Origin of the sequence: Saccharopolyspora sp. ASAGF58 (assembly GCF_012277335.1) — a bacterium.
Lineage (GTDB): Bacteria > Actinomycetota > Actinomycetes > Mycobacteriales > Pseudonocardiaceae > Saccharopolyspora > Saccharopolyspora hattusasensis.
Map to the genome: position 1 here is coordinate 5,947,317 of NZ_CP040605.1, position 21,125 is coordinate 5,968,441.

General features: G+C 67.0%; 20 protein-coding genes. 10 read left to right on the top strand and 10 right to left on the bottom strand.

Going from position 1 to position 21,125, the window contains the following annotated elements:
• Position 1: 1 nt before the first annotated feature.
• From FDZ84_RS27730 to FDZ84_RS27760, 7 genes are read right to left on the bottom strand one after another with little or no spacing between them, the layout of a single operon-like run.
• On the bottom strand, positions 2-214 hold the full coding sequence (locus FDZ84_RS27730) for a biotin/lipoyl-binding carrier protein (RefSeq protein WP_132495323.1): 213 nt from the start codon (positions 212-214) through the stop codon (positions 2-4).
• A gap of 32 nt (positions 215-246) precedes the next feature.
• Entirely contained in the window at positions 247-1,815 is a 1,569-nt protein-coding gene (locus FDZ84_RS27735; RefSeq protein ID WP_168588270.1) for an acyl-CoA carboxylase subunit beta, read from the bottom strand.
• On the bottom strand, positions 1,812-3,383 hold the full coding sequence (locus tag FDZ84_RS27740) for an AMP-binding protein (protein WP_168588271.1): 1,572 nt from the start codon (positions 3,381-3,383) through the stop codon (positions 1,812-1,814). The genes FDZ84_RS27735 and FDZ84_RS27740 overlap by 4 nt, the downstream gene beginning before the upstream one ends.
• Complete coding sequence (locus FDZ84_RS27745; protein WP_168588272.1) at positions 3,380-4,129, bottom strand: SDR family NAD(P)-dependent oxidoreductase; 750 nt, start codon at positions 4,127-4,129, stop codon at positions 3,380-3,382. Before FDZ84_RS27745 ends, FDZ84_RS27740 begins: the two co-directional genes overlap by 4 nt.
• Complete coding sequence (locus FDZ84_RS27750) at positions 4,119-4,592, bottom strand: MaoC/PaaZ C-terminal domain-containing protein (protein ID WP_168588273.1); 474 nt, start codon at positions 4,590-4,592, stop codon at positions 4,119-4,121. The genes FDZ84_RS27745 and FDZ84_RS27750 overlap by 11 nt, the downstream gene beginning before the upstream one ends.
• The gene (locus FDZ84_RS27755; protein WP_168588274.1) at positions 4,589-5,809 is read right to left on the bottom strand and encodes an acetyl-CoA C-acetyltransferase; all 1,221 of its coding nucleotides are present in this window, start codon (positions 5,807-5,809) and stop codon (positions 4,589-4,591) included. Before FDZ84_RS27755 ends, FDZ84_RS27750 begins: the two co-directional genes overlap by 4 nt.
• On the bottom strand, positions 5,802-6,221 hold the full coding sequence (locus tag FDZ84_RS27760) for a thioesterase family protein (protein WP_132495263.1): 420 nt from the start codon (positions 6,219-6,221) through the stop codon (positions 5,802-5,804). The genes FDZ84_RS27755 and FDZ84_RS27760 overlap by 8 nt, the downstream gene beginning before the upstream one ends.
• A gap of 154 nt (positions 6,222-6,375) precedes the next feature.
• Here FDZ84_RS27760 and FDZ84_RS27765 point away from each other — a divergent pair, with 154 nt between their 5' ends.
• From FDZ84_RS27765 to FDZ84_RS27775, 3 genes are all read left to right on the top strand, one after another.
• Complete coding sequence (locus FDZ84_RS27765; RefSeq protein ID WP_168588276.1) at positions 6,376-6,987, top strand: TetR/AcrR family transcriptional regulator; 612 nt, start codon at positions 6,376-6,378, stop codon at positions 6,985-6,987.
• A 28-nt stretch (positions 6,988-7,015) separates the two neighbouring features.
• Positions 7,016-8,572: a PucR family transcriptional regulator gene (locus tag FDZ84_RS27770; protein ID WP_168588277.1), complete on the top strand. Its 1,557-nt coding sequence runs from the start codon at positions 7,016-7,018 to the stop codon at positions 8,570-8,572.
• A 72-nt stretch (positions 8,573-8,644) separates the two neighbouring features.
• Positions 8,645-10,048 carry an amino acid permease gene (locus FDZ84_RS27775; RefSeq protein ID WP_246868473.1) on the top strand — a complete coding sequence of 468 codons (1,404 nt, stop codon included), beginning with the start codon at positions 8,645-8,647 and terminating at the stop codon, positions 10,046-10,048.
• A gap of 295 nt (positions 10,049-10,343) precedes the next feature.
• On the opposite strand, the gene FDZ84_RS27780 is transcribed toward FDZ84_RS27775, so the two are convergent.
• Positions 10,344-11,885 carry an IS1380 family transposase gene (locus tag FDZ84_RS27780; RefSeq protein WP_246868362.1) on the bottom strand — a complete coding sequence of 514 codons (1,542 nt, stop codon included), beginning with the start codon at positions 11,883-11,885 and terminating at the stop codon, positions 10,344-10,346.
• Between the two features lie 244 nt (positions 11,886-12,129).
• On the opposite strand from FDZ84_RS27780, the gene FDZ84_RS27785 reads away from it, so the two are divergent.
• Positions 12,130-14,427, top strand: a complete 2,298-nt coding sequence (locus FDZ84_RS27785; RefSeq protein WP_256413777.1) for a LuxR C-terminal-related transcriptional regulator — start codon at positions 12,130-12,132, stop codon at positions 14,425-14,427.
• Between the two features lie 204 nt (positions 14,428-14,631).
• Here the strand turns inward: FDZ84_RS27785 and FDZ84_RS27790 are convergent, their stop codons facing one another.
• The gene (locus FDZ84_RS27790; protein WP_168588279.1) at positions 14,632-15,555 is read right to left on the bottom strand and encodes a LysR substrate-binding domain-containing protein; all 924 of its coding nucleotides are present in this window, start codon (positions 15,553-15,555) and stop codon (positions 14,632-14,634) included.
• Between the two features lie 130 nt (positions 15,556-15,685).
• Between FDZ84_RS27790 and FDZ84_RS27795 the strand changes: the two genes are divergently transcribed.
• Positions 15,686-17,017: an MFS transporter gene (locus tag FDZ84_RS27795; RefSeq protein WP_168588280.1), complete on the top strand. Its 1,332-nt coding sequence runs from the start codon at positions 15,686-15,688 to the stop codon at positions 17,015-17,017.
• Positions 17,018-17,096: 79 nt separating this feature from the next.
• Here the strand turns inward: FDZ84_RS27795 and FDZ84_RS27800 are convergent, their stop codons facing one another.
• Complete coding sequence (locus FDZ84_RS27800) at positions 17,097-17,282, bottom strand: DUF6444 domain-containing protein (RefSeq protein ID WP_168588281.1); 186 nt, start codon at positions 17,280-17,282, stop codon at positions 17,097-17,099.
• A gap of 78 nt (positions 17,283-17,360) precedes the next feature.
• On the opposite strand from FDZ84_RS27800, the gene FDZ84_RS41085 reads away from it, so the two are divergent.
• The 5 genes from FDZ84_RS41085 to istB all read left to right on the top strand — a co-directional run bounded on the left by FDZ84_RS41085 (position 17,361) and on the right by istB (position 20,994).
• Entirely contained in the window at positions 17,361-17,870 is a 510-nt protein-coding gene (locus FDZ84_RS41085; RefSeq protein WP_168588282.1) for an MFS transporter, read from the top strand.
• 11 nt (positions 17,871-17,881) lie between these two features.
• A complete protein-coding gene (locus FDZ84_RS41090; protein WP_168588283.1) occupies positions 17,882-18,409 on the top strand; it encodes an MFS transporter in 528 nt (175 codons plus the stop codon).
• Between the two features lie 151 nt (positions 18,410-18,560).
• A complete protein-coding gene (istA, locus tag FDZ84_RS27815) occupies positions 18,561-19,685 on the top strand; it encodes an IS21 family transposase (RefSeq protein ID WP_210435147.1) in 1,125 nt (374 codons plus the stop codon).
• Positions 19,649-20,182: a hypothetical protein gene (locus FDZ84_RS38085; protein WP_210435148.1), complete on the top strand. Its 534-nt coding sequence runs from the start codon at positions 19,649-19,651 to the stop codon at positions 20,180-20,182. Before istA ends, FDZ84_RS38085 begins: the two co-directional genes overlap by 37 nt.
• Entirely contained in the window at positions 20,179-20,994 is an 816-nt protein-coding gene (gene istB, locus FDZ84_RS27820; RefSeq protein ID WP_246868476.1) for an IS21-like element helper ATPase IstB, read from the top strand. The genes FDZ84_RS38085 and istB overlap by 4 nt, the downstream gene beginning before the upstream one ends.
• Positions 20,995-21,125: the final 131 nt, after the last annotated feature.

Consider the following 21,125-nt stretch of genomic DNA (forward strand, 5'->3'; position numbering starts at 1 on the left):
CTCAGCTCACATCGACCAACACGTGGCCGTCGTCCACGGCGTCGCCTTCCTTGACGTGCACCGCGGTGACCGTGCCCGCTTCTCCGGTTTCCACCGGGATCTCCATCTTCATCGACTCGAGGATGACGACGGCGTCGCCCTCCTCGACGGTGTCGCCGACTCCGACGAGGACCTTCCACACCACCGCGGTCGTCTCGGATTCCACTGTTGCCATGAGGGTTCCCTTCGCGAGGTCTGTCTTGTGGTTCAGGGCCGCAGGCTCCACTGCCTGCGTTGCGGGCCGAGGGAGGTGCGCACCCGGTGCAGCGAAGCCTCCAGGAAGGCGCACACGATCTCCCTGGTGTCCCTGGGGTCGATCATGTTCTCCACCCCGAATGCCTCGGCGGTCTTCCATGGGTCCGCGAGCGCGAGCATCCGTTCCTCTGCAAGCCGCCGGTACTCCTCGGGGTTCTCGGCGTTCTCGATCTCGTGCTTGAAGCCCGCCTCGACGCCGCCCTCGACCGGCAGGTCGCCCCATTCGGCGGTGGGCCAGGCGAGGCGCAGGCTGAGGCTGTCCGGGCTCGACGTCGCTGACACCGCCATGCCGTAGGCCTTGCGGACCTGGATGGTCACGACCGGCACCTCGGCCTGGATGATCGACTGGATCGCGCGCATGCCCCAGCGGACGACGTTGCCGCGCTCGGCGTTGGGCCCGACCATGAAGCCCGGCACGTCGACGAAGTAGACGATGGGCAGGTGGAAGGTGCTGCAGGTGTCGACGAAGCGCACCTGTTTCTCCGCCGCGGCCGCGTCGAGCGCGCCGCCGAGGTGTTGCGGGTTGCTCGCCACGATCCCGACGGGGATGCCGTCCATGCGGGCGAACCCGGTGGTCACCGCGCGGCCCCAGCGCGCGCCGGCCTCGAAGAACGAGCCTCGGTCGACGACGGCGCTGACGACCTTGGACGCCTTGTAGGGACGGCGGCGGTTCTCCGGGATGATGTCGAGTACCTCGTCTACCCGGCGGTCGGGTGGGTCGCTGCGATCGCCTCGCGGGGGCATCTCCCAGACGTTCTGCGGAAGATAGCCGAGCACGGTCTGCAGCTGCCGGATCGCGTCGTCCTCGTCCTCGGCGAGGTTGTCGATGCACCCGGACTCCGCGGTGTGCACCCGCGCGCCGCCCAGCTCGTGCTTGTCGACGTCCACTCCCAGAGCGCGCTTCACCAGTGGTGGGCCCCCGGCGAAGAGAACGGAATCCTTGGTCATGACCGAGAAGTGGCTCAGCACGGTCCGTCCCGCAGTGCCGCCCACCGCCGCGCCGCTGACCATGGTCAGTACCGGGACCTCGGCGAGCAGCTCGTAGGAGCGCTGCCAGCTCAGTGAGCTCACGAGGTAGGAGTGGCCCTTCTCCGCCTGCGCGGCCACGTCGCCGCCGATGCCCTCCATGAACAGCACGAGCGGGATCCGGTACTCGTGCGCGAGGTCTTCCACGAAGCCGCCGAGGCCGCCCTTCATCCGATCCAGATAGGTCTGTGGCGCTCCGCCCCGCACGGTGAAGTCCTCGCCGCCGACCGCGACCGCGCGACCCGCGAACTCGCCGAGCCCGCAGACGTAGCTCGCCGGCATCATGCCGCGCAGCTTTCCCGTGGCATCGACGTCCTCGTAGGCGGCGAACTCGCCGACCTCGTAGAACGCGCTCGCAGCCCGGTCGATCCGCTCGCGGATTGTGTACCGGCCCTGGTCATGGGCGCGGTTGACGCGACGCTCGCCGCCGAGCTCGCGCGCGAGCGCTCTCCTGCGGTCCAGCTCGGCCAGCGCGTCTTTCCAGGTGAAGCTCATCGGTGTGCCTCCCTTAGGTTTTCGCGGTCATGGACCCCGGCTCCGCTCGTGGCGCGGGAGAGCCAGCGCTTCTGGATCACGCCGGTGCCGACGCTGCGCACGAACGTCTCGGCCGAGGTGATCTCGACGTAGCGGGGGACGGCGTAGCGGGGCAGTTGCCGCTCGCAGTAGTCGAAGAACGCGTCGACATCGAAACCGTTTTCGTCGACGGGGACGACGAAGACCTTGATCTCGTCCTCGCCGCCGACCTCGTCGACCACGCCGATGGAGGCGCACTCCTGGACACCGGGGGCCTTGCGCAAAGACATCTCCAGTTCGTAGGCCGAGATGTTCTCGCCTCGGCGACGCATGCTGTCGGTCATCCTGCCGACGAAGTAGAGGAAGCCGTCATCGTCCATCCGGCCGAGGTCGCCGGAGTGGAACCAGAGGTTCCGCCAGGCGGCGACCGTCGCGTCGTCCCGGCGCCAGTAGCCGAGCATCATCAAGTCGGGACTGTGCGGCCGGTAGACGATCTCGCCGACCGTGCCCGCGGCCACCGGATGTCCACGGTCGTCGTGGATCTCGACGTCGAAATGAGAGCAGGGTGTTCCGGCGCTGCCTCGGCGGCGCCGGCCGGTCGTCTCGAAGGTAGGGCCGTCGGCTTCGGTCTGGCCGAACATGCTCAGGATGTCGATGCCGAGCCGGTCCTCGAAGAACGTGTACGCCTCGTCGGGGATCGGTGCGCCGAGGACGCGCCGCAGCGTGGTTCCGGCCGCGGGCTCTGCGCCGAGCTTCCGGACTATCGAGAGCACGGCCCCGATGGCGAACGCCCAGGTGCAACCGAACTCCCTGACATGCGGCCAGAATCGTCGCGCGCTGAAGCGGCGGTCGAACGCGACTGAGGAACCCGACTGGATCACGGCCGGGAGGACGACGTGGAAGTCGACGTGGAAGAACGGCAGGACGAAGTAGCCAGTGTCGCGCTCGTCGAGGTCGAGCACCCGCGCGATGACGGCGCCCTGGTTGGAGAAGTAGCCGCGCGGCAGCATCACCCCCTTTGACGATCCTGTGGTGCCCGAGGTGTAGAGAATCGTGGCCAGAGTGGACGGTGCCAGCTCCGTCTGGACGGCGTCGAGCTCGCGTGCGGTCGCGGCGTCGATCTCCGGTGGTGGGGCGTCGTCGAGAAGTCGTCGCGGCACCGTGAGTGCGGTGTGCAGGCAGCCAGTGAACTCACGCTCGGCCACGAGCAGCGCGGGGTCGCAGTCGGCCAGCACGAAGTCCAGCAAGTCGCCCTTGAGCTCGGAGTTGACCGAGACCTCGACGGCGCCGATCCACCAGATGCCGAACTGCCACGCGAGCCGCCATGCCGAGTTTCCGCTGAGGACCGCGACCCGATCACCGGTCTGGATGCCACAGCCGCGCAGCTCAGCGGCGCAACGGCGTGCCGCGCTGGCGAACTCCCGTACCGTCCACGAACTTCCCGGCCAGCGCAGCAGAGTGGCCTCGGGCCTGGTGGCCTCGGCTTCGATGAGGTCGGCGACCGGGCTGACGCGGCCGAGTTCCACGCCGTCGAGCAGCTGTGCCCTCATAGGTGTAGCTCGCCACCGGTCACGTCGATCACTTGCGCGGTGATGTAGGACGCCTCGGGGGAGAGGAGGAACGCGATGACGTTCGCGATCTCGCCTGGCGCCGCGAGCCGGCCGAGGGTGATGGTGTCCAGCCACTTTTGCCGGACCGAGTCCGGCACCGTGCCGATCATCGGTGTGTCCACGGCGCCGGGGGCGACCGCGTTGCACCGGACCCCGCGTGAGGCGAGCTCGACCGCGACCGTCCTGGTGAGGCCGACGACTCCGGCCTTCGCGGCGGAGTAGTTGGTCTGGCCGAAGGTGCCGTACCGGCCGGAGGAGGACAGGTTGACGATCGCGCCGCCGTCCGTCGCGGTGACGAGCGGAGCCATGATCTGGCAGCCCAGCCAGGCGCCGCGCAGGTGGACGTCGAGCACCTGGCCCCATTCCTCGTCGGACATCCGGGCCATCGAGCGGTCACGTGTGATGCCCGCGTTGTTCACCAGGCCGTCGAGTCCGCCCAGCTGATCCTCGACGGTGGCCGCGGCGGATGTCCACGAGGCCCGGTCGCCGACGTCCAGGGCGACCGGCAGCGCGTTTGTCCCGGCCTCCTTCGCGACCTGGTGCGCCGCGTCGGTGTCGATGTCGGCCACCGCCACCCTGGCGCCGCGCGCGGCGAGGGTCAGCACGGTCGCGCGACCGATGCCGGAACCGCCACCCGTGACGAGATATCTGCGGTCCGCATGCACGTGTGCTTGCTCAGCTTTCATCCTTGCCTCCGACGAGAAGGACATCCGTGCCGCGCTGGACGACGGTGCCGTCCTGGGTGGCTGTCTCGACCTCGATCGTGACGATGCCCGCCCCTGGCCTGGAGCGGCTCGGCCGCAGCGCGGTGATCATCTGCGTGACGTACAGGGTGTCGCCCGGGTAGGTCGGTGCGACCATCGCGCGCTCCGTGTTGAGGAAACCGAGGACGTGTAGCTGGTCGAGTCCGGGCGTGCGCAACCCGCTCGACATCGCGAGCACGAGCAGGCCGTGCGCGATCCGGCGCCGGTACCCGGTGTTCGCCCTGACCCATTCGTCGTCGGTGTGCAGCGAGTTGAAGTCACCGGACAGTCCCGCGAAGAGGACGATGTCGGCCTCGGTCACGGTCCTGCCCGCCGACACGTGCTTCTCGCCGAGCCGCAGCGAGGAGAAGTAGCGCGGCTCCGCTTCGTGCGCCTTCGTGGTCATGACAGCCTTTCCAGAATCATGGCCATGCCCTGGCCGCCACCCACACACATGGTCTGCAGGCCGATCTCCTTGTCCCGCGCGGACAGGGCGTTGAACATTGTGGACGAGGTGCGGGCGCCGGTGGCGCCGAACGGATGCCCGATCGCGATGGCTCCACCGTGGACATTGAGCCGGTCGATGGGGATGCCGAGTTGGTCCTGGCAGGGCAGTACCTGCGCCGCGAAGGCCTCGTTGAGCTCGAACAGGTCGATGTCGCCGAGCGACATCCCCGCGGTTTCCAGGACCCGGTGGGTGGCTTCGACGGGACCGAGCCCCATGATCTCGGGCGACAGGGCTGACACGGCGGTGGCGACGATCCTCGCCAGCGGTGTCACTCCCAGGTCGCGCGCCTTGCTGTCGCTCATCACGAGAAGCGCCGCCGCGCCGTCGTTGAGCGGGCAGCTGTTGCCCGCAGTCGACCGTCCACCGGGACGGAACACCGGACGCAGACCGGCAAGCGCGTCGAGTGTGGTGTCCGGGCGCGGGCAGTCGTCCCGGTCCACGACGGTGCCGTCGGCGCGGCGGTACGGGACGAGATCCCTGGCCCAGAAGCCACTGTCCACCGCGGCCGCCGTGCGCTGCTGGGACAACAGGGCATAGGCGTCCATATCGGCGCGCGTGACGTCGTGCAGCGCGGCGACGTTCTCCGCGGTCTGGCCCATGTCGATGTACACGTCGGGAAGCAAGCCGTGGGCGCGGGGATCCTCCCAGCCTTCGGGGGTCGCCTCGGCGGCGGCCGCTGAGCGCTCGCGCGCCTCGTCGAACAACGGGTTCATGGTCCCCGGGAGCGAGTCGGCCTCGCCCTTGGCGTACGAGCTGCAGCTCTCGACTCCGGCGGAGAGGAAGACGTCGCCCTCGCCCGCCCGGATGGCATGCATCGCCATACGGGTCGTCTGCAGGCTCGACGCGCAGTACCGGGTGACCGTGCACCCGGGCACCTCGTCCAGGCCGAGCAGGACCGCCACGACCCTGGCCATGTTGAAGCCCTGTTCCCCGCCGGGCGACCCGCAGCCGAGCAGCAGGTCGTCGACGTCGGAGGGGTCGAGCTGTGGAACCGCGCGGAGCGCGTGCTGGATGACCTGCGCGACGAGGTCGTCGGGGCGCTCCCGTGCCAAGGAGCCCTTGGTCATACGGCCGATCGGAGTCCTCGCGGCCGCGACGATCATCGCGTCACGCACGGGCCACCGCCTCGGCCCTGGCGCGCTCGTCGGCGGTGAGGGCTCGAGAGCAATGCGCCTTCTGGTCCCACATCACCACGACCACCTCCGCTCGGGCGGCCTGCTCGCCGCCCGGCAGGGTCAGTGACTCGGCGGTACGGATGCTGCTGTGGCCGAGGCGGCTGATGCCGATCGAGATCTCGGCGGCGTCGTGGTCCATCAGGATCTCCTGCTGGTAGTCGATCTCGATCCGCGCGACGACGTAGGCGTCGGGATGCTCGACCCCGATCGCGGTACGCAGCCACCGGGTGCGGGCCTCGTCCAGCAGAGTCAGCACGGTGCCGTGGTAGACGTGCCCCTGATGATCAAGGTCTCGCCAGCGGAGCGGTACCCGGGTGCGATGAACGCCGAGCGCACGGATGGACACGGTCACCCCCCTCTTGTTTATATTGGTCAAGCGATATAAATTAACTTCGCATGAGCCTCGCTTTTATGTCAATAGAACGCCTGAAATACCCGGCCGCAACCCACCTCTTCGCGAGGTCGTATATGTTGCGATCGACTTAAAAGCCACTGGAGGGGGATGCGTGCCCAAGATCGTCGATCATGACCAGCGCCGAGCGGAGCTGGCCGACGCCGCCCTGGACATCATCGCCAAGGACGGCATCAAGGCGTTGACGCTGCGCGCGGTGGCCGAGGCGGCCGGGTGGTCCACCGGCGTCGTCAACCACTACTTCAGCTCCCATCACGACCTCCTGGTCGGCGCGCTGCGTCGGGCGGCCGAGACGCAGGGGCGCATGTTCAAACAGCTGCGGCACGACGCCTCGCTCACACCCCTGGAACGGCTCGGTCAGCTGATCGAGAGCGTGCTCCCGCTCGACGACCGGAGGATCGCGATGACACGGATCTTCCTCGTCTTCTATGCAGAGGCGGCCGCGAACCCCGCGGCGCGCGAAGAGATCGTCGACTACCTGGCCAACTGGCGGCGAGTCGTGCGCCGGGTGGTGGCCGAATGCCAAGAGGCGGGCCAGGTACCCGCGGACGCCGACACGACGAAGCTCGCCGCTGAGCTCGTCGCGTTCTCCGACGGCCTCGCCATGCACGCGATGCTGGACGAGCAGGTCCTCGAGGGAATGACGGCAGACGGGCACATCACGCTGCAGCTCGCCGGCGAGTCGTGGCGGCTGGCCGCGCGCTGACGGCGGCCCGGACCCCGGAGGTGACTGCATGCAGGTGCCGCTGCGGTGGCTGGTCGGGCGCCCGGAACTCGGCCTCCGGGTTCGTGCGGGCGCCGACCAGCTGGACCGAGCTTTCTCCTGGGTCCACGCCATCGACCTCGCCGACCCCTCGCCGTGGCTGGCCGGTGGTGAGCTCGTCCTGACCACGGGACTCGGCCTGCCTGCCCAGCGGTCCGCGCAACGGAACTACGTTCGCGGGCTCGCCGAGGCCGGCAGCGCGGCGCTTGGCTTCGGGGTCGGACTGTCTTATCAGGACATTCCCGACGCGGTCGTCGGTGCCGCGGAGGAGCTCCGCCTTCCGCTGGTCGAGGTGCCGCTGTCCACGCCTTTCCGCGACGTAATCAGAGTGGTGGTCGACCGGTATGCGGAAGAGTGCCACGGCGACCTCCTCCGGAACTCCCGCGTGCAGTCGAGCATGACCCGTGCCGCGGTGCGGCAAGGGCCGGAGTCTGTGGTGCACGAGCTCGCGATAGCCCTTGAAGCACAGGTACTCCTGCGAAGCAGCGACGGCTCGGTACTCGCGGCCTCACCAGCGGACGCCGAGGAGCTGTCGTTCTCTTTGCCGGAAGGAGACCTGGACTCGACCATGACGTTCACCGCCATGGACAAGAACGGGACCACCATCGCCCAACCGGTGTGGGTCGGCGGAAGGCGGCACGGGTGGCTCGTGCTGGCCCGGCCGTCAAGCTTGAGACCGGCCGATCACACGCTGATCTCGCACGCCGTCTCCCTGATCGTCCTGGATCGCGTCAAGCCGCGGGGGTTGCGGGCGGCGCAGAACCGGTTGAACAGGACCATCTTCGGTCTCGGCCTCGGGCGGTCGGTGTCTCCGTGGCGGTTTGAGGAACACCTGCGCGACGTCGGCCTCACCGGGACAGAGCTGAGGGTCCTGGCTTGCGGCGGAGCCGATCCGGGGTTGATGCTCGATGAGGCAGACGAACTGCTCGACGGCGAGGAGCTGCCGACCGTCGCGGTGGAGCGGGACGAGCATCTGGTGGTTCTGCTGCCCGGGAACGGGCTCGACCTGGCGAGGACTCTGACTGCCGCGTTGGTGCGGAGGTCTCGTTCCGCGTACGGCGGATTATCAGAGCCGGTGCCGCCTGAACACGTGCCGGGTGCCTTGCACCAGGCTCTCACCGCGGCCCGTACCGCACGAGCACGACGCGCACTACTGGTGTGTTTCGGCGAACTGGCCGGGCATGCCTTGGTGTTCGACTCACGGACCCGGGAGGCCCTCGCAGAGCTGGCGCGCGAGCGGCTCGGCCGTTTGTCCGCCTTCGACCGCGAGAACGGCACCGCTCTCGTGACCTCTCTGCGCGCGTACCTGGAACACAGCGGGCAATGGAATGTGGCGTCCACTGTGCTCTGTGTACACCGGCACACCCTTCGGGGTCGAATGGAACAGATCCGTGATCTCCTCGGCATAGACATCGATTCCGCGCATGTCCGAGCAGAACTGCTGCTGTCGCTGATGGTGTGGACGGACGACGGCGAGACCGACATGATGGAGTTCTACTCCGCCGAAGCCGGACACGATGTCCAGTGACTACCTTTCGGGGAACGTGAACGATGAGCGGATGACGCGATTCCATTGGATCGGTCGGGAATCCTGGAGGGCATGATGCTCGAGAACACCGCGCAGCACAAAGCAGAAACTCAGGAGAAACCTCGCCTCGGCAACGCCTTGCGGCAGCGGCACGTCACCATGATCTCCCTTGGCGGGATCATCGGAGCCGGCCTGTTCGTCGGAAGCAGCGCGGCCATCGCCAACATCGGGCCTGCCGCGACCGTCACCTACGCGCTCGCCGGTCTAATCGTCCTGCTCGTCATGCGCATGATCGGCGAGATGGCGGTCGCACTGCCCGACGTCGGCACCTTCACCGAGTACGTACGCACCAGCCTCGGCAACCTGAGCGGGTTCACGGCGGGCTGGTTGTACTGGTACTTCTTCGTCATAGTCGTCGCCGTCGAGGCCGTGGCAGGCGCCGAACTGCTGCAACGCTGGATTCCCGTGCCCATGTGGGCGCTCGCGCTCGCGCTCGTGATCACCATGACGGCGGTCAACCTGATCGCGGTCAAGTCATACGGGGAGACGGAGTTCTGGTTCGCGTCGATCAAGGTCGGTGCGATCATCGTCTTCATGGCGGTGGCCGCGTCCTACGCGTTAGGGTGGACTTCCGGTACCGGCCCGACAACGGTCAACCTCGTCAACGACGGCGGGTTCATGCCGAACGGACTGACCGCCGTTCTGGCGGGGATCCCGACGGTCATCTTCGCCATCTGCGGAGCCGAGATCGCCACGATCGCCGCGGCGGAGTCAAGCGAGCCGGCCCGGAGCGTGGCGAAGATGACGCGCTCGGTGATCGCGCGCGTGCTCACCTTCTACGTCGGTTCGGTGTTCCTGATCGTGTGCGTGGTGCCGTGGCGGGAAATCGTCCCCGGCGCGTCGCCTTTCGTCGCGGCGCTGGACCGCATGCACATCCCCGCTTCGGGCGAGATGATGAACATCATCGTCGTCGTGGCCGTGCTCAGCTGCATGAACTCGGCGGTCTACGTCTCCTCGCGAGTGCTGTTCAGCTTGTCGACGCACGGAGACGCCCCGAGGTCATTCTCCCGGCTGAGCCACACCCGCGTTCCCACGAGGGCCGTGCTCGCGGGCGGTGCGGTTGGCTACATCGCCGTCGGGGCGGCGGTTTTCTCCCCGGACGGTCTGTTCGCCTTCCTCGTGAACGCGTCGGGCGCCATCATGCTGCTGATCTACCTGCTTGTCGGCTTCGCCCAGCTCCGGCTACGGCGCCGGATGCAGCGCGAAGGACGGGAGCTGGCCCTGAAGATGTGGCTCTTTCCGTGGCTGACCATCGCGGTCATCCTGTCCATTGTGGTGGTACTCGGCATGATGGCTGCTCAGCCCGGGCTGTCCGGGCAGTTCTTCACCAGTCTGGCCAGCGTGGCCGTCGTGCTCGCCGGCTACGTGGTGCGGAAGAAAGTCCTCCAGAACCGGTCCGGGGCCAGCCCGATGTAAGCGTTCGAGGACCGTTGCCTCAGGTGCGGCCCACCGGACTGGTGGGAGGGACCCCTGAGAACCCGCGGCGGTGCCAGTTGAGTCCCACACCGCAAGCGGCTGCCGCCGCTTATAAAACACGTCCTAACCCTGACTTTTCATGGCGGTCGGTGATCGGGTGAGGGGGTTGGGTTTTGCTGTGGTGGGGCTGGTTTTCGCGGCCTGGGCGTGATGGTTGCCCGGCTGTCGGGCCGGGTGGCCGGGGTTCCACGGGCCCCGGGGTCTTTCTTGGGTCGTAGGGGCGGGTTGGCGCTGGTTAGGGTGCTTGTGGCAGGGCGGTGATGCGCTGCCAGGCGCTCTCGATCTGGGTGGCCCAGGGCCAGGTGCGGGGAATTTTGAGTCGTCGTCGGCGGCCGCCGCGGACGAGGCGGGCCGCGGTGTGCAGGATGCGGTAGCGCAACGTTTTCGGCTCGGCTTTGGCCAGAGCGCCGTCGAGGGCGAGGAGTTTGAGCCAGGAGAGCAGGATGGCGGCGGTCATGGATGTGGTCAGCCAGGCGGTGTTGATCGCGAAGTCGCGGGAGGGGAATCGGCCCAGGCCGGTGTCCTTGCCGGTGCGGATGCAGTCCTCCACCCGGGCGTGCACCCGGTGCGCGGCGTCGATGTACTGCGACTGCCCCAGCCACCCCTTCGTGGTCTCGGGACGGTTGGTGACCCACAGTGTGTAGCGCCACCCGTCTTGGGTTTCGAACAGGGTCAGCTGCGCCCCAGGATGGGGACGTTCGCGACGCACGAACACCCGCATCTTCTCCGGCCAGGCGGAGAGTTGGTCGCCGCCTGGTCCCTGCCGCAGCAGCCCGGTCAGCTCGGCCACGTGGGCCTGCTCGACCCAGCAGCGGGCGTGTGTGCACCGGGGGTTGTCGCAGGCTTCCTCGGCGCGTCGCTCACGCAGCTGCCCGCGCGGCCCGATCGCCTGCACCCACGCCCGCTCGGGCACCAGCCGGATCGCGGTCTTCTCCCGCTCGGTCAGCGCCCACCCCACCGAGTAGATGAGCTGGTATCCGCGCCGGGACGCGAGCTTGTCCAGATGTGCGATGAGCTCGTGACTGGCGCCGGCACCGTCCACAGTGACCATCAACCGCCTCCGAAACTGTTGTGGCAGCGCGGCAATCGCACTATCGGTGATGGCGATGTGGTCCTCGGCTGTGTTGCTGCCGGCCGAACCGCGGCGCAGCATCCACGCCAGCGGCTCACCCCCGGTGTTGTCGCAGTAGGCCTGCAGCGGGTGATGGCCGAACCCCTTGAAGTTCGCCTCCGCCCACTCCTTGTCCGAATGCGCGTCAGTGACCGTCGCGTCGATGCGGACGCAGGTCACCCCCTCCAGGGTCTTGTCCGCGATGCGCACCCCGGGAAGCGTGCCGTGGCGTGTCACGATCTGGTCCCACGCATACCGGCGGGCAGTGTTCACTGCGGCGGTGATCTTCTTCGCCGTGCGGGTTCCGCCGTCGGCGATCTCTTCCAACGTCCGCCACGCGGTGGGCACCGACGCCACCGGCCCGAACAGCTCCCGCTGGTCACCCATCACCCGGAAATCGCTGATCGCCCGCGCCCCGTCGGCGATCGCGCACGCCACATCCGCTACCACCCGGCCCCGGTTATGCACCAGCAACCGGGTGCCGGCCAGCGCCTTCGACAAGCCTGCGGTCAAACCCGTCTTATCGGTCAACCCGCGCAGCAGCGCAAGCCCGGCGTGCGACACGATCCCCTCACCATCAGCGGTGACTTCCAAACCCCGCGACCACCCAGTAGCCTGCACCTCGAAAGTGCTCCTCACCTTGGTTGCGATACGGACGTCAGACACCCGTATCCTCCCAGGTCAGGAGCACTTTCTGTGTTCAGGCACGCCGCAACACAACCGACCCACATGAAAAGTCAGGGCTAACACCATCACCAGATGTCACGCCACAATCGCCAAATGACACGCACCGCAACGCAGTGAATGCGAACAATGCTAATCTGGAAATCGGGATTCCGGATCTATGAGTGGAAGTGGTGCAGCGCCGACGTTTCCCGGTGGTGCTAGCGTTCATGGCGAGGGGTGCGTGATGCTAGTCGGTGTAATTCCAGCCGAGTTGACGAGTTTCGTAGGCCGTCGCCGGGAACTCGCCGTAGTAAAGCGGGCACTCGCTGGTGCGCGGTTGGTGACGTTGACGGGTGCGGGTGGAGTAGGGAAAACGCGGTTGGCGTTGCGCATTGCGCACGAGCGCCGCCGGGCCTTTCCCGACGGGTTGTGGTTCGTGGAGCTGTCCGGTCTCGCGGACGGGGAACTGCTTGCCTCGACGGTGGCCAGCGCGGTCGGATTGACCGAACGGTCAAGTCGGCCGCCGCTGGAATCACTGGTGGACTACCTGGCCGACAAGCAGTTGCTGCTGATCCTGGACACCTGTGAGCATCTCCTGTCGCCGTGCGCGAACCTGGTCAGCGCGGTGTTGCGCAGAGCCTCAGGCGTGAAGTTCCTGGTAACGTGCCGTGGCGTACTCGACGTCGCCGGCGAACACGTGGTTGTCGTCCCGCCGTTGTCGGTACCAGACCCTGCGGTCACGTCAGAGCAGGAGATCGCAGACTGTGAGGCTGTGCGGCTGTTCACGGATCGTGCAGCAGTTACGGCACCAGATTTTGCGATCAGTGCCGACAACAACGCTGCGGTCGTCGAGATATGTCGCCGGCTGGATGGAATTCCGTTGGCTATCGAGTTGGCGGTGACGCAGCTACAGGGGTTAACCGTACGGCAGTTGGCGTCACGGCTGGAAGACCGTTTCGGTCTGGTGACGAGTTGGCGCCAGGGTTTCCCCGCTCGGCAGCAGACGCTGAGGGCGGCCATCGACTGGAGCTTCGACCTGTGCTCACCGCGGGAGCAGGCATTGTGGGCGCGCTTGTCGGTCTTCGCCGGGGGATGCGACCTGGGCGGCGCCGAGGCGGTCTGCCACGAAGAGGGGGCCGACCGATATGAGGTGCTCAAGCTGATCAACGCGCTTCTCGACAAGTCGATCCTTTTCCGTGAAGAACACGGTTCGCAGACCAGGTACCGGATGCTCGACACCATTCGCGAGTACGGCATGCAACGACTGGCCGAGAGCGGCCAGGAAACGATGCTGCGTCGCCGGCACCGCGACTGGCTCCAAGGACTGGCGGCCCAGGCCGACGCCGAGTTGTTCGGCCCGCGCCAAGGGCGTTGGCTCATTCAGCTGGTCACCGAGCAAGCCAACTTGCGCGCAGCGTTGGAATTCTGCGTGGCCGAACCTCATGAGGTCACGGCGGCGTTGCGTATCCTCAAGCAAACGCTTTTTTTCTGGTTCATCATCGGGCTGCCGGGCGAGGGCCGCTATTGGATCGAGCGGGCGTTGGAGCGTGTTCAACAACCTGATTTGACCCGAGCCTGGGCGATGTGGGCCGCCACCCACCTGGCATGTCTGCAAGGAGACCCCGACGCGCCACGGTTGCTACGGGACTACCACAACATGGCGGAACAGTTGGACGATGATTCCATTCTCACGGGCGCGGTATACCTGTCCGGAATGATCGCGCTGTGGCAGAAGGGAGACTTCGCCCAGGCGGCTCCGTTGCTGCGGCAGGCCACCGAAGGACACCGCGCCCACCATGACACCGTTCAAGCCTGGCTCGCATTGCTCAACTGGGCCATGGGCGCCGCCCTGACCGACGACGCCTCCGCCGAACCCCTCAGCGAGGAACTTCTCGTCATGACCCGCGATTCAGGGGCCGAATTCTTCCTGGAATTTGCGTTGTGGACGGCGTGTGTCGCCCAGTTCCGCCTGGGCAACCTCACTCGCGCCACGGCTTTGATCAGCGAAGCGATGCAGCACTGTTATAACCTCAAGGACCGCTGGGGGACGCCCTGGGTCATGGAAGTACTTGCCTGGGTCACGTCCGCGACTCAACCCGGCCAGCGGGCCGCCCAGCTGCTCGGTGCCGCACATACCCTCTGGCGACGCACCGGGGTATCGCTCCCAGATTTGGGTATCTTGATCTCTTCCCACAATCTGGCCGAGGCCCAACTCCGCAAGTCGCTCGGCGAACCGGGATTCGACGAATCCTTCCGCGAAGGTCAACACCTCACCTACGAGCAAGCATTGGATCTCGCGCTTACGAAATCACAATCCGCATTATCGGCCGCTCCGTCGCAGGAGAGTACGGATAGGCCATCGCCGCTGACCCGCCGAGAGGTCCAAGTCGCCGAACTCATCGCCGAAGGCCTGAGTAACAAGGACATCGCTGCACGACTGGTCGTCGCGCCGCGCACCGCTGAAGCCCACGTCGAACACATACTCGTGAAACTCAATTTCACGTCCCGAACACAAATCGTGCGCTGGATACTGGACGAGTAAGTCCAAATTCCTGCGGGCATGAGACGAGGATCAGTCTCACCAGTGCAATCCGCGTAAGCGAAGAACACCCGTGAGTGTTTGTGGGTGCTATGGCACCCAAAAACGCTCACGGGTGTTGGCGGGAGAGCTACCGCTGCTCCGTGCTTATGGCGGCGCGGTCGCCCGCTTGGCCACTGGTTGAAAGGCACGGCCTCAGCCCTCCATTTATGGACGCGTTCCGGGGATGCCGGGTCCTGTGGGGGTGGTCGGCCAGTGGCGGGTGTCCTGGATGGGGCGGATGGGGTTGCTGTGGGCCAGGATCGCTGTGGTGAGTGCCTCTACGGGTTCGGCGGGGGCGTGGGGATTGGTCAGAAGGACCAGGTCGAGTTCGCCGAGTTCGGGTAGTCCGGTGCTGTGGGGTAGCTCGGCTAGGTCGGCGGGCAGCAGGCTCCGGGGGAAGATCGCGACGCCGAGGCCGGCGCGGGTGGCGGCGAGTACGGCGTTGATTCCGCGCGCGGTGCAGGCCACGCGGTGTTTGATGCCAGCCTGTTCCAAGGCTTGCACGGCCAGTGCGCGGCTTGGGCTGGGGGCCTGGTAGACGATCAGTGGTACTGGTCGTTGTTCGTCCCATCGTAGGCCGGTGCCATCGGCGGCCGCCCAGACCAGCCGGTCCCGGCGCACCAGCCGACCGCGCCCGTCTCCGGCGGCGGTTTTGAGGAAGGCGACGTCGACGTGGCCGGATTCCACCCGGCGTTGCAGCTGCACACTTTGGGACACGGTGAGGTCGAGAGTGACACCGGGGTTGAGGTGCCGGAAGTCCCGCAGGATCCGTGGCACCTGGGTCAAGGCGAGATCGTCGGTCACTCCGAATCGCAACCGGCCCCGCACCCCGGCGCCAGTGAAGTAGTCCGTCGCCTGGGCGTTTGCGGCGAGGATGGAGCGGGCGAAGCCGACCATCGCCTCCCCGTCGACCGTCAAGGTCACGCGGCGGGTGTCCCGGACCAGCAGCGGCCGGCCCACTGTCTGCTCGAGTTTGCGGATGTGCTGGCTGACCGTGGGCTGCCCGAGACCCAGCGCCGCCGCGGCCTGCGTGAAGCTCAACGACTGCGCCACCGCCAGGAACGTCCGCACCTGCTCCGGAGGAAACACCACTACCCCAAATATTTCGGCGATTCATCGCGATTCGTAATCGGAATTATTGTACCAATTTTCTTTCTAAATTGGTATGGGCACCCAATGATGGAGAAGCAGATCCGGCTAACGAAGGAGGCGCTTCGCCGTGACTAGGGCGGCCCACAGACGCGAGCATTTCCCCACCCGGTCGAGACCGCCTACCCCGCGGAGTGTCAGGTTTGCCGCGCTGGGCTCCCGGAACTTCCGTCTGTTTCTTATTGGCCAGGCGGTGGCGACTACGGGGCTGTGGGTGCAGCGCATCGCCCAGGACTGGCTGGTCCTCAGCCTCACCGGGAGCGCCACCGCCGTCGGCGTCACTGCTGGTCTGCAATGGGCGCCCATGCTGGTCGTCGGGCTGGCAGGCGGGTGGATCGCGGACCGCTTCCCGAAGCGCCGCGTGTTGCAAATTACCCAAGCTGCGGCCGCCATCCTGGCCGCGCTGCTCGCCGGGCTCACTCTCACCCACCAGATCACCGCCTGGCAGATCCAGCTTCTGGCGGCCGGAGTCGGCACTATCGCCGCGATCGATCAGCCTGTGCGGCAAGCGTTTGTTCTGGACCTGGTCGGGTACGGCCAGCTTCACAGCGCGGTCAGCCTCAACTCCTCGGTGTGGCAACTTGGTGCCCTTGCCGGCCCGGCGGTGTCCGGAGTGTTGATCAGCGTCGTCGGCCCGGGCTGGGCTTTCGCACTCAACGCCGTCTCCTACGCTGTCGCGCTCGTTGCTTTCGCCCGCATCGACCCCGGCCGGCTCACGCACTCACCGCCTGGGGCGAGCGCTGCCGCACCCGCCCCAGGCGGTCTGCGCGCGCTGGCACGGCGACCGGAGATCTGGCGGCCCATCGTGCTGGTCGGCGCGTTCAGCATGTTTTCGCTCAACCTGCCCGGCACCTTGGCCGCCTACGCCCGCACCGTCCACAGCGGACCCGCCGGCTACGCGCTGCTGACCTCCACCGTCGCGCTCGGCTCCGTGCTGGGCGCGTTGATCGCCGCGGGCCGCACCCGCACCACCCTGCGTGGACTGACCTGGACCGGGTGTGCGTTGGCCGGCCTGTACCTGGTCGCCGCCGCCATGCCGACGCTGTGGAGCCTCGCGTGCGCCCTCGCCGCGGTCGGCATGGCCACCCAGCAGTTGTTCACCGCGGTCAACGCCACCGTGCAACTCGCCGCCGGGAGTGCGCTTCGCGGCAGGGTGGTGGGCGTCTACCTTCTCGTGTTCATGGGCACCGGCGCCCTCGGCGGACCGTTGCTCGGCGCCGTCAACCAGCACCTCGGCCCCCGAATAGGCCTAACGCTCGCTGGTGCGATCCCCGCCACCGTTCTCCTCCTGCTATCCCTCGCACAATTCGCACGACGCCCCACCATCCCCGCGCACGCCCCCGGCAGCCCCGGGCCTAGTCCAGCGGGTGAGATCGAGACGAAGTCGGCAGCTCGCCGTTAACCTTCCGAGTAAGCACAGGAGACGGAGTTGGACGCGATACGCGTCCCCCTCCGTCATCCTGCCTGCGGGTGCTCGAAGTTCACTGAGACTGCTGGGCGAGCGAATCCTGCGACGGCAGGGTCGAGGAATTCGTCGAATCCATCCCCAACCTGCGCTTCAGCTCCGCGTTCTCCGCCCGCAGTGCCGCCACCTCGGCCGACAGCGCCGTCACCAATTCCGCAAGCTGCTCATACGACGGCGCAGGCTGCTCGGGCGGTACGGACACGGCCACAATGATCGACGATCAAGCCAACAAGATCAAGCCAGACACGCCCCACCAACCCCAGCTCAACCCAAGCCATGAATGGACACGTATGAATGGGCCATTTACGGGTTTTCCGCGCCGATTATCGCGACTCTGTTCTTCCCCAAGGTGGATACGACCGCGGCCTTGCTCGCCACGTTCGGAATCTACGGCGTTGGCTTCCTGGTACGCCCACTGGGCGGGTTCTTCTTCGGGCACCTCGGTGACAAGATCGGCCGCCGCAATGTGCTGTCTGCGGTGCTCCTGCTGATGGGGGCAGGGACGACGATCATCGGTCTCCTGCCGGTCTACGGCCAGATCGGCCTGCTGGCTCCGCTCCTGCTGCTGGTGGCGCGGCTCATCCAGGGCTTCTCGGTAGGCGGTGAGTTCCCCGGCGCGAATTCCTTCATCCTGGAGTACGCACCGGCCGGGCGCAGAGGATTCTGGGCGGCCATATCGCTCAGCTCCACGGTCCTGCCGACTATTGTCGGCGCCCTGACGGTGATGGCGTTCACGTCGTTGCTGTCCCCGGACGCATACGCCACCTGGGGCTGGCGCGTGCATTCCTGATCGCAGCCCCCATGGCGATCGTGGGCCTGTGGATCCGCCTCAAGATGGAGGACACCCCCGCGTACCGCGAGGTGGCGGCGACGGACACGGTGGAAAAGCTTCCACTGGTACGCGCTATCAAGGAGTACCCCAAGGAGATCGCCTACGTCCTGGCTTTCAGCACGCTCACCGGCGTCGTGTTCTACATCGTGAGCGGCTACTTCGTCACCTTCTTGACCATCAATGTCGGTATACCGCAGACCACCGCGCTGTTGACGACCGTGGTCGCCTACTCGCCGTTCCTCGTCGCCGCCCCGCTGTTCGGTCTGCTGAGCGACAGAGTCGGTAGAAAACCGGTGCTGTATCTGGGTAGTGCCACGCTGGCTGTCCTAAGTGTTCCAGCGTTCTTCATCGCGCAAGGCACCAGCTTGGGGTCGGCCATCCTCGCGCAAGCCCTGCTGGTTCTGGGCCTCAGCATCACGGGAGCGGGCATGGCCGTTACCCAGGCGGAGATGTTTCCTACGCGTTTGTCGCCTGCCAGGTTGATGGGACCGCCCTGAGCGGATTTCTGCCAAGGGGATGGGGCCACCCTGGTTGCCAATAGTGGGACCACCCGGCGTGTCGTCGGGGGTGGTCACCCGACGTCCATTTTGGATCATTTCAAGTCGGTCGACTTGGAGGTCCGTTGGCATGGCATTCCGGGATGTCAGAGTGATCGAAGTACGCGAGGTGCTGCGGGCGTGGCTGTCGGGGGCGGGTCTGCGGGTGGTGGCCGAGCGGGCCGGCGTGGACCGGAAAACGGCCCGACGCTATGTGGAGGCCGCCCAAGAGGCGGGGCTGACCCGCGATGGCGGGGACGACCAGTTGACCGACGGGCTACTCGGCGAGGTGGTCGAGCGGGTCCGTCCGGTCCGCCCCAGCGGGCGCGGGGGCTCCTGGCAGGCTCTGGAGGCCCAGCGCGAACAGATCACCGAGTGGGTCGCCGCCGGGCTGTCGGTGGTCAAGGTCGGGGTGAAGCTGGAGCGGATCGGCGTGGTGGTGCCGTATCGGACGCTGCACCGGTTCTGCGTTGAGCGTTGCGGATTCGGCCGCACGGCAACGACAACGCGAGTGGCCGATGGTGAGCCCGGCGCTGAGCTGCAGATCGACTTCGCCCGTATGGGGCTGGTCAACGACGCGGCGCGGGGCCGTCGTCGGGTCTGCCACGCGCTGATCCTCACCGCCGTGTTCTCCCGGCACATGTTCGTGTGGTTGACCTTCTCCCAGACACTGGACGCGGTGATCTCGGGCTGTGAGGCCGCGTGGGCCTACTTCGGCGGGGTGTTCAAGGTCGTCATCCCGGACAACATGGCCGCGATCGTCGCCGACGCCGACCCGGTCAATCCGCGCTTCACCGCTGGGTGGCTGGACTACGCCCAGCATTGCGGCTTCGGAACAGACGCCACCCGTGTTCGCCATCCTCGTGACAAGCCGAGGGTCGAGCGGATGGTTCAGTACGTGCGCGGGAATTTCTTTGCGGGAGAGTCGTTTCTGGACCTGGCCGACGCCCAAACCCGCGCTCGATCGTGGTGTTCGACCACGGCCGGGCAACGCATGCACGGCACCATCCAGGCCCGCCCGCTGGAAGTGTTCACCGAGGCTGAGGCGCCGGCATTGCTCGCGTTGCCGGACAAGGCCTACGACGTCCCGATCTTCACGAAAGTCAAAGTGCACAAGGACTTCCACGTCGAGATAGCCAAGGCTCTCTACTCCGCCCCGTCGCAACTGTGGGGCAGCGGCTGGAGGTGCGCGCGGACTCCGTGCTGGTCAAGCTGTTCCACCACGGCCGGCTGGTGAAAGTCCATCCTCGGCAGCGGCCCGGTGGGCGGTGGACCGATCCGGCCGACCTGCCCTCGCAGACCTCCGGCTACGCGATGCGCGATCTCGACTCGCTGGTGCGCGCCGCCCGCCGCCACGGCCACCACGTCGGCATCTACGCCGAACGGCTACTGCGGGTCGATCTGCCGTGGACCAGGATGCGGCAGGCCTACCGGTTGTTGGGCCTGGTGCGCCGCTACGGGCCCGGCCCGGTCGAGACGGCCTGCGCCAAGGCCCTGGAGGTTGACGTGGTGTCGGTGTCCAAGATCGCCTCGATGCTGGAAAAGGCCATCGAGACCACCCCGACGCTCAGTCCGCGCCAGGCCGCCGGAGGCCCGACCCGGTTCGCCCGTGACCCGTCCGAGTTCTCCAACCGGCGGCTGATCGTGCTGCGCGGCGGCCAGGACCCCGATCTCCCCGGCGTCGCCGGGGGTTGTGAACACGACAGCAGCGAACAGGACGGAGAACCCCAGTGACCACACCAAAAACCAACGGAAGGGCCACCTCCAAGGCGGCCCCGGCCGCGCCGGCGGTGATCGGCCCGGAACTCAAGCAGGCCCTGCGGACCCTCAAGCTCGGCCGGATGCTCGACACCCTTCCCGACCGGCTTTCCCTGGCCCGCCAACAACAACTCACCCACGTTGACTTCCTCGAACTCGTCCTGGCCGACGAGGTGGCACGGCGAGAGAACACCTCCGCCGGGCTGCGCGCCCGCGCCGCCGGTTTGGACCCGTCGATGCGCCTGGACACCTGGGAGGAGACCGGGGCGGTCCGCTACGACCGGCAGCTGTGGAACGAGCTGGTCAGCCTGCGGTTCCTCGACGGCCCGCACGGCGCCCTGGTCCTGGGAGCGGTGGGCGTTGGAAAGACGCACCTGGCCACCGCGCTCGGGCATATCGCCGTCCGCCGGCGCCGCTCGGTGCACATGGCGCGGGCGGACAAGCTGTTCAAGCGGCTCAAGGCCGCCCGACTGGACAACTCCCTGGACGCCGAGATCCGCAAGCTGGCCGCCGTTGAGCTGCTGATCATCGACGACTTCGCCCTCAAACGACTGGACGCTACCGAGACCACCGACTTCTACGAGCTCTGCGTCGAGCGCCACCAGAAGGCATCGACGGTGATCACCAGCAACCGGGACGCCAGCGAGTGGCTGGCCATGATGGATGACCCCCTGCTGGCGCAGTCCGCGGTCGACCGGCTGACCTCCACCTGCCACGAACTCGTCGTCGAAGGCGAGTCCTACCGGCAGCGCCAACGCCCCCGGGCCAGCGGCGGCGACCACGCCTGAGTTGACGATCAGGGCATCGACACCGATGCTCGATGACAGCCACGGGTGGTCCCTTGCTCTTGGCAACTCGGTGGTCCCATCACGTGGCTCTGTCGCAATTTGCGTGATCAACTATTGCCTGGGTGATCGGC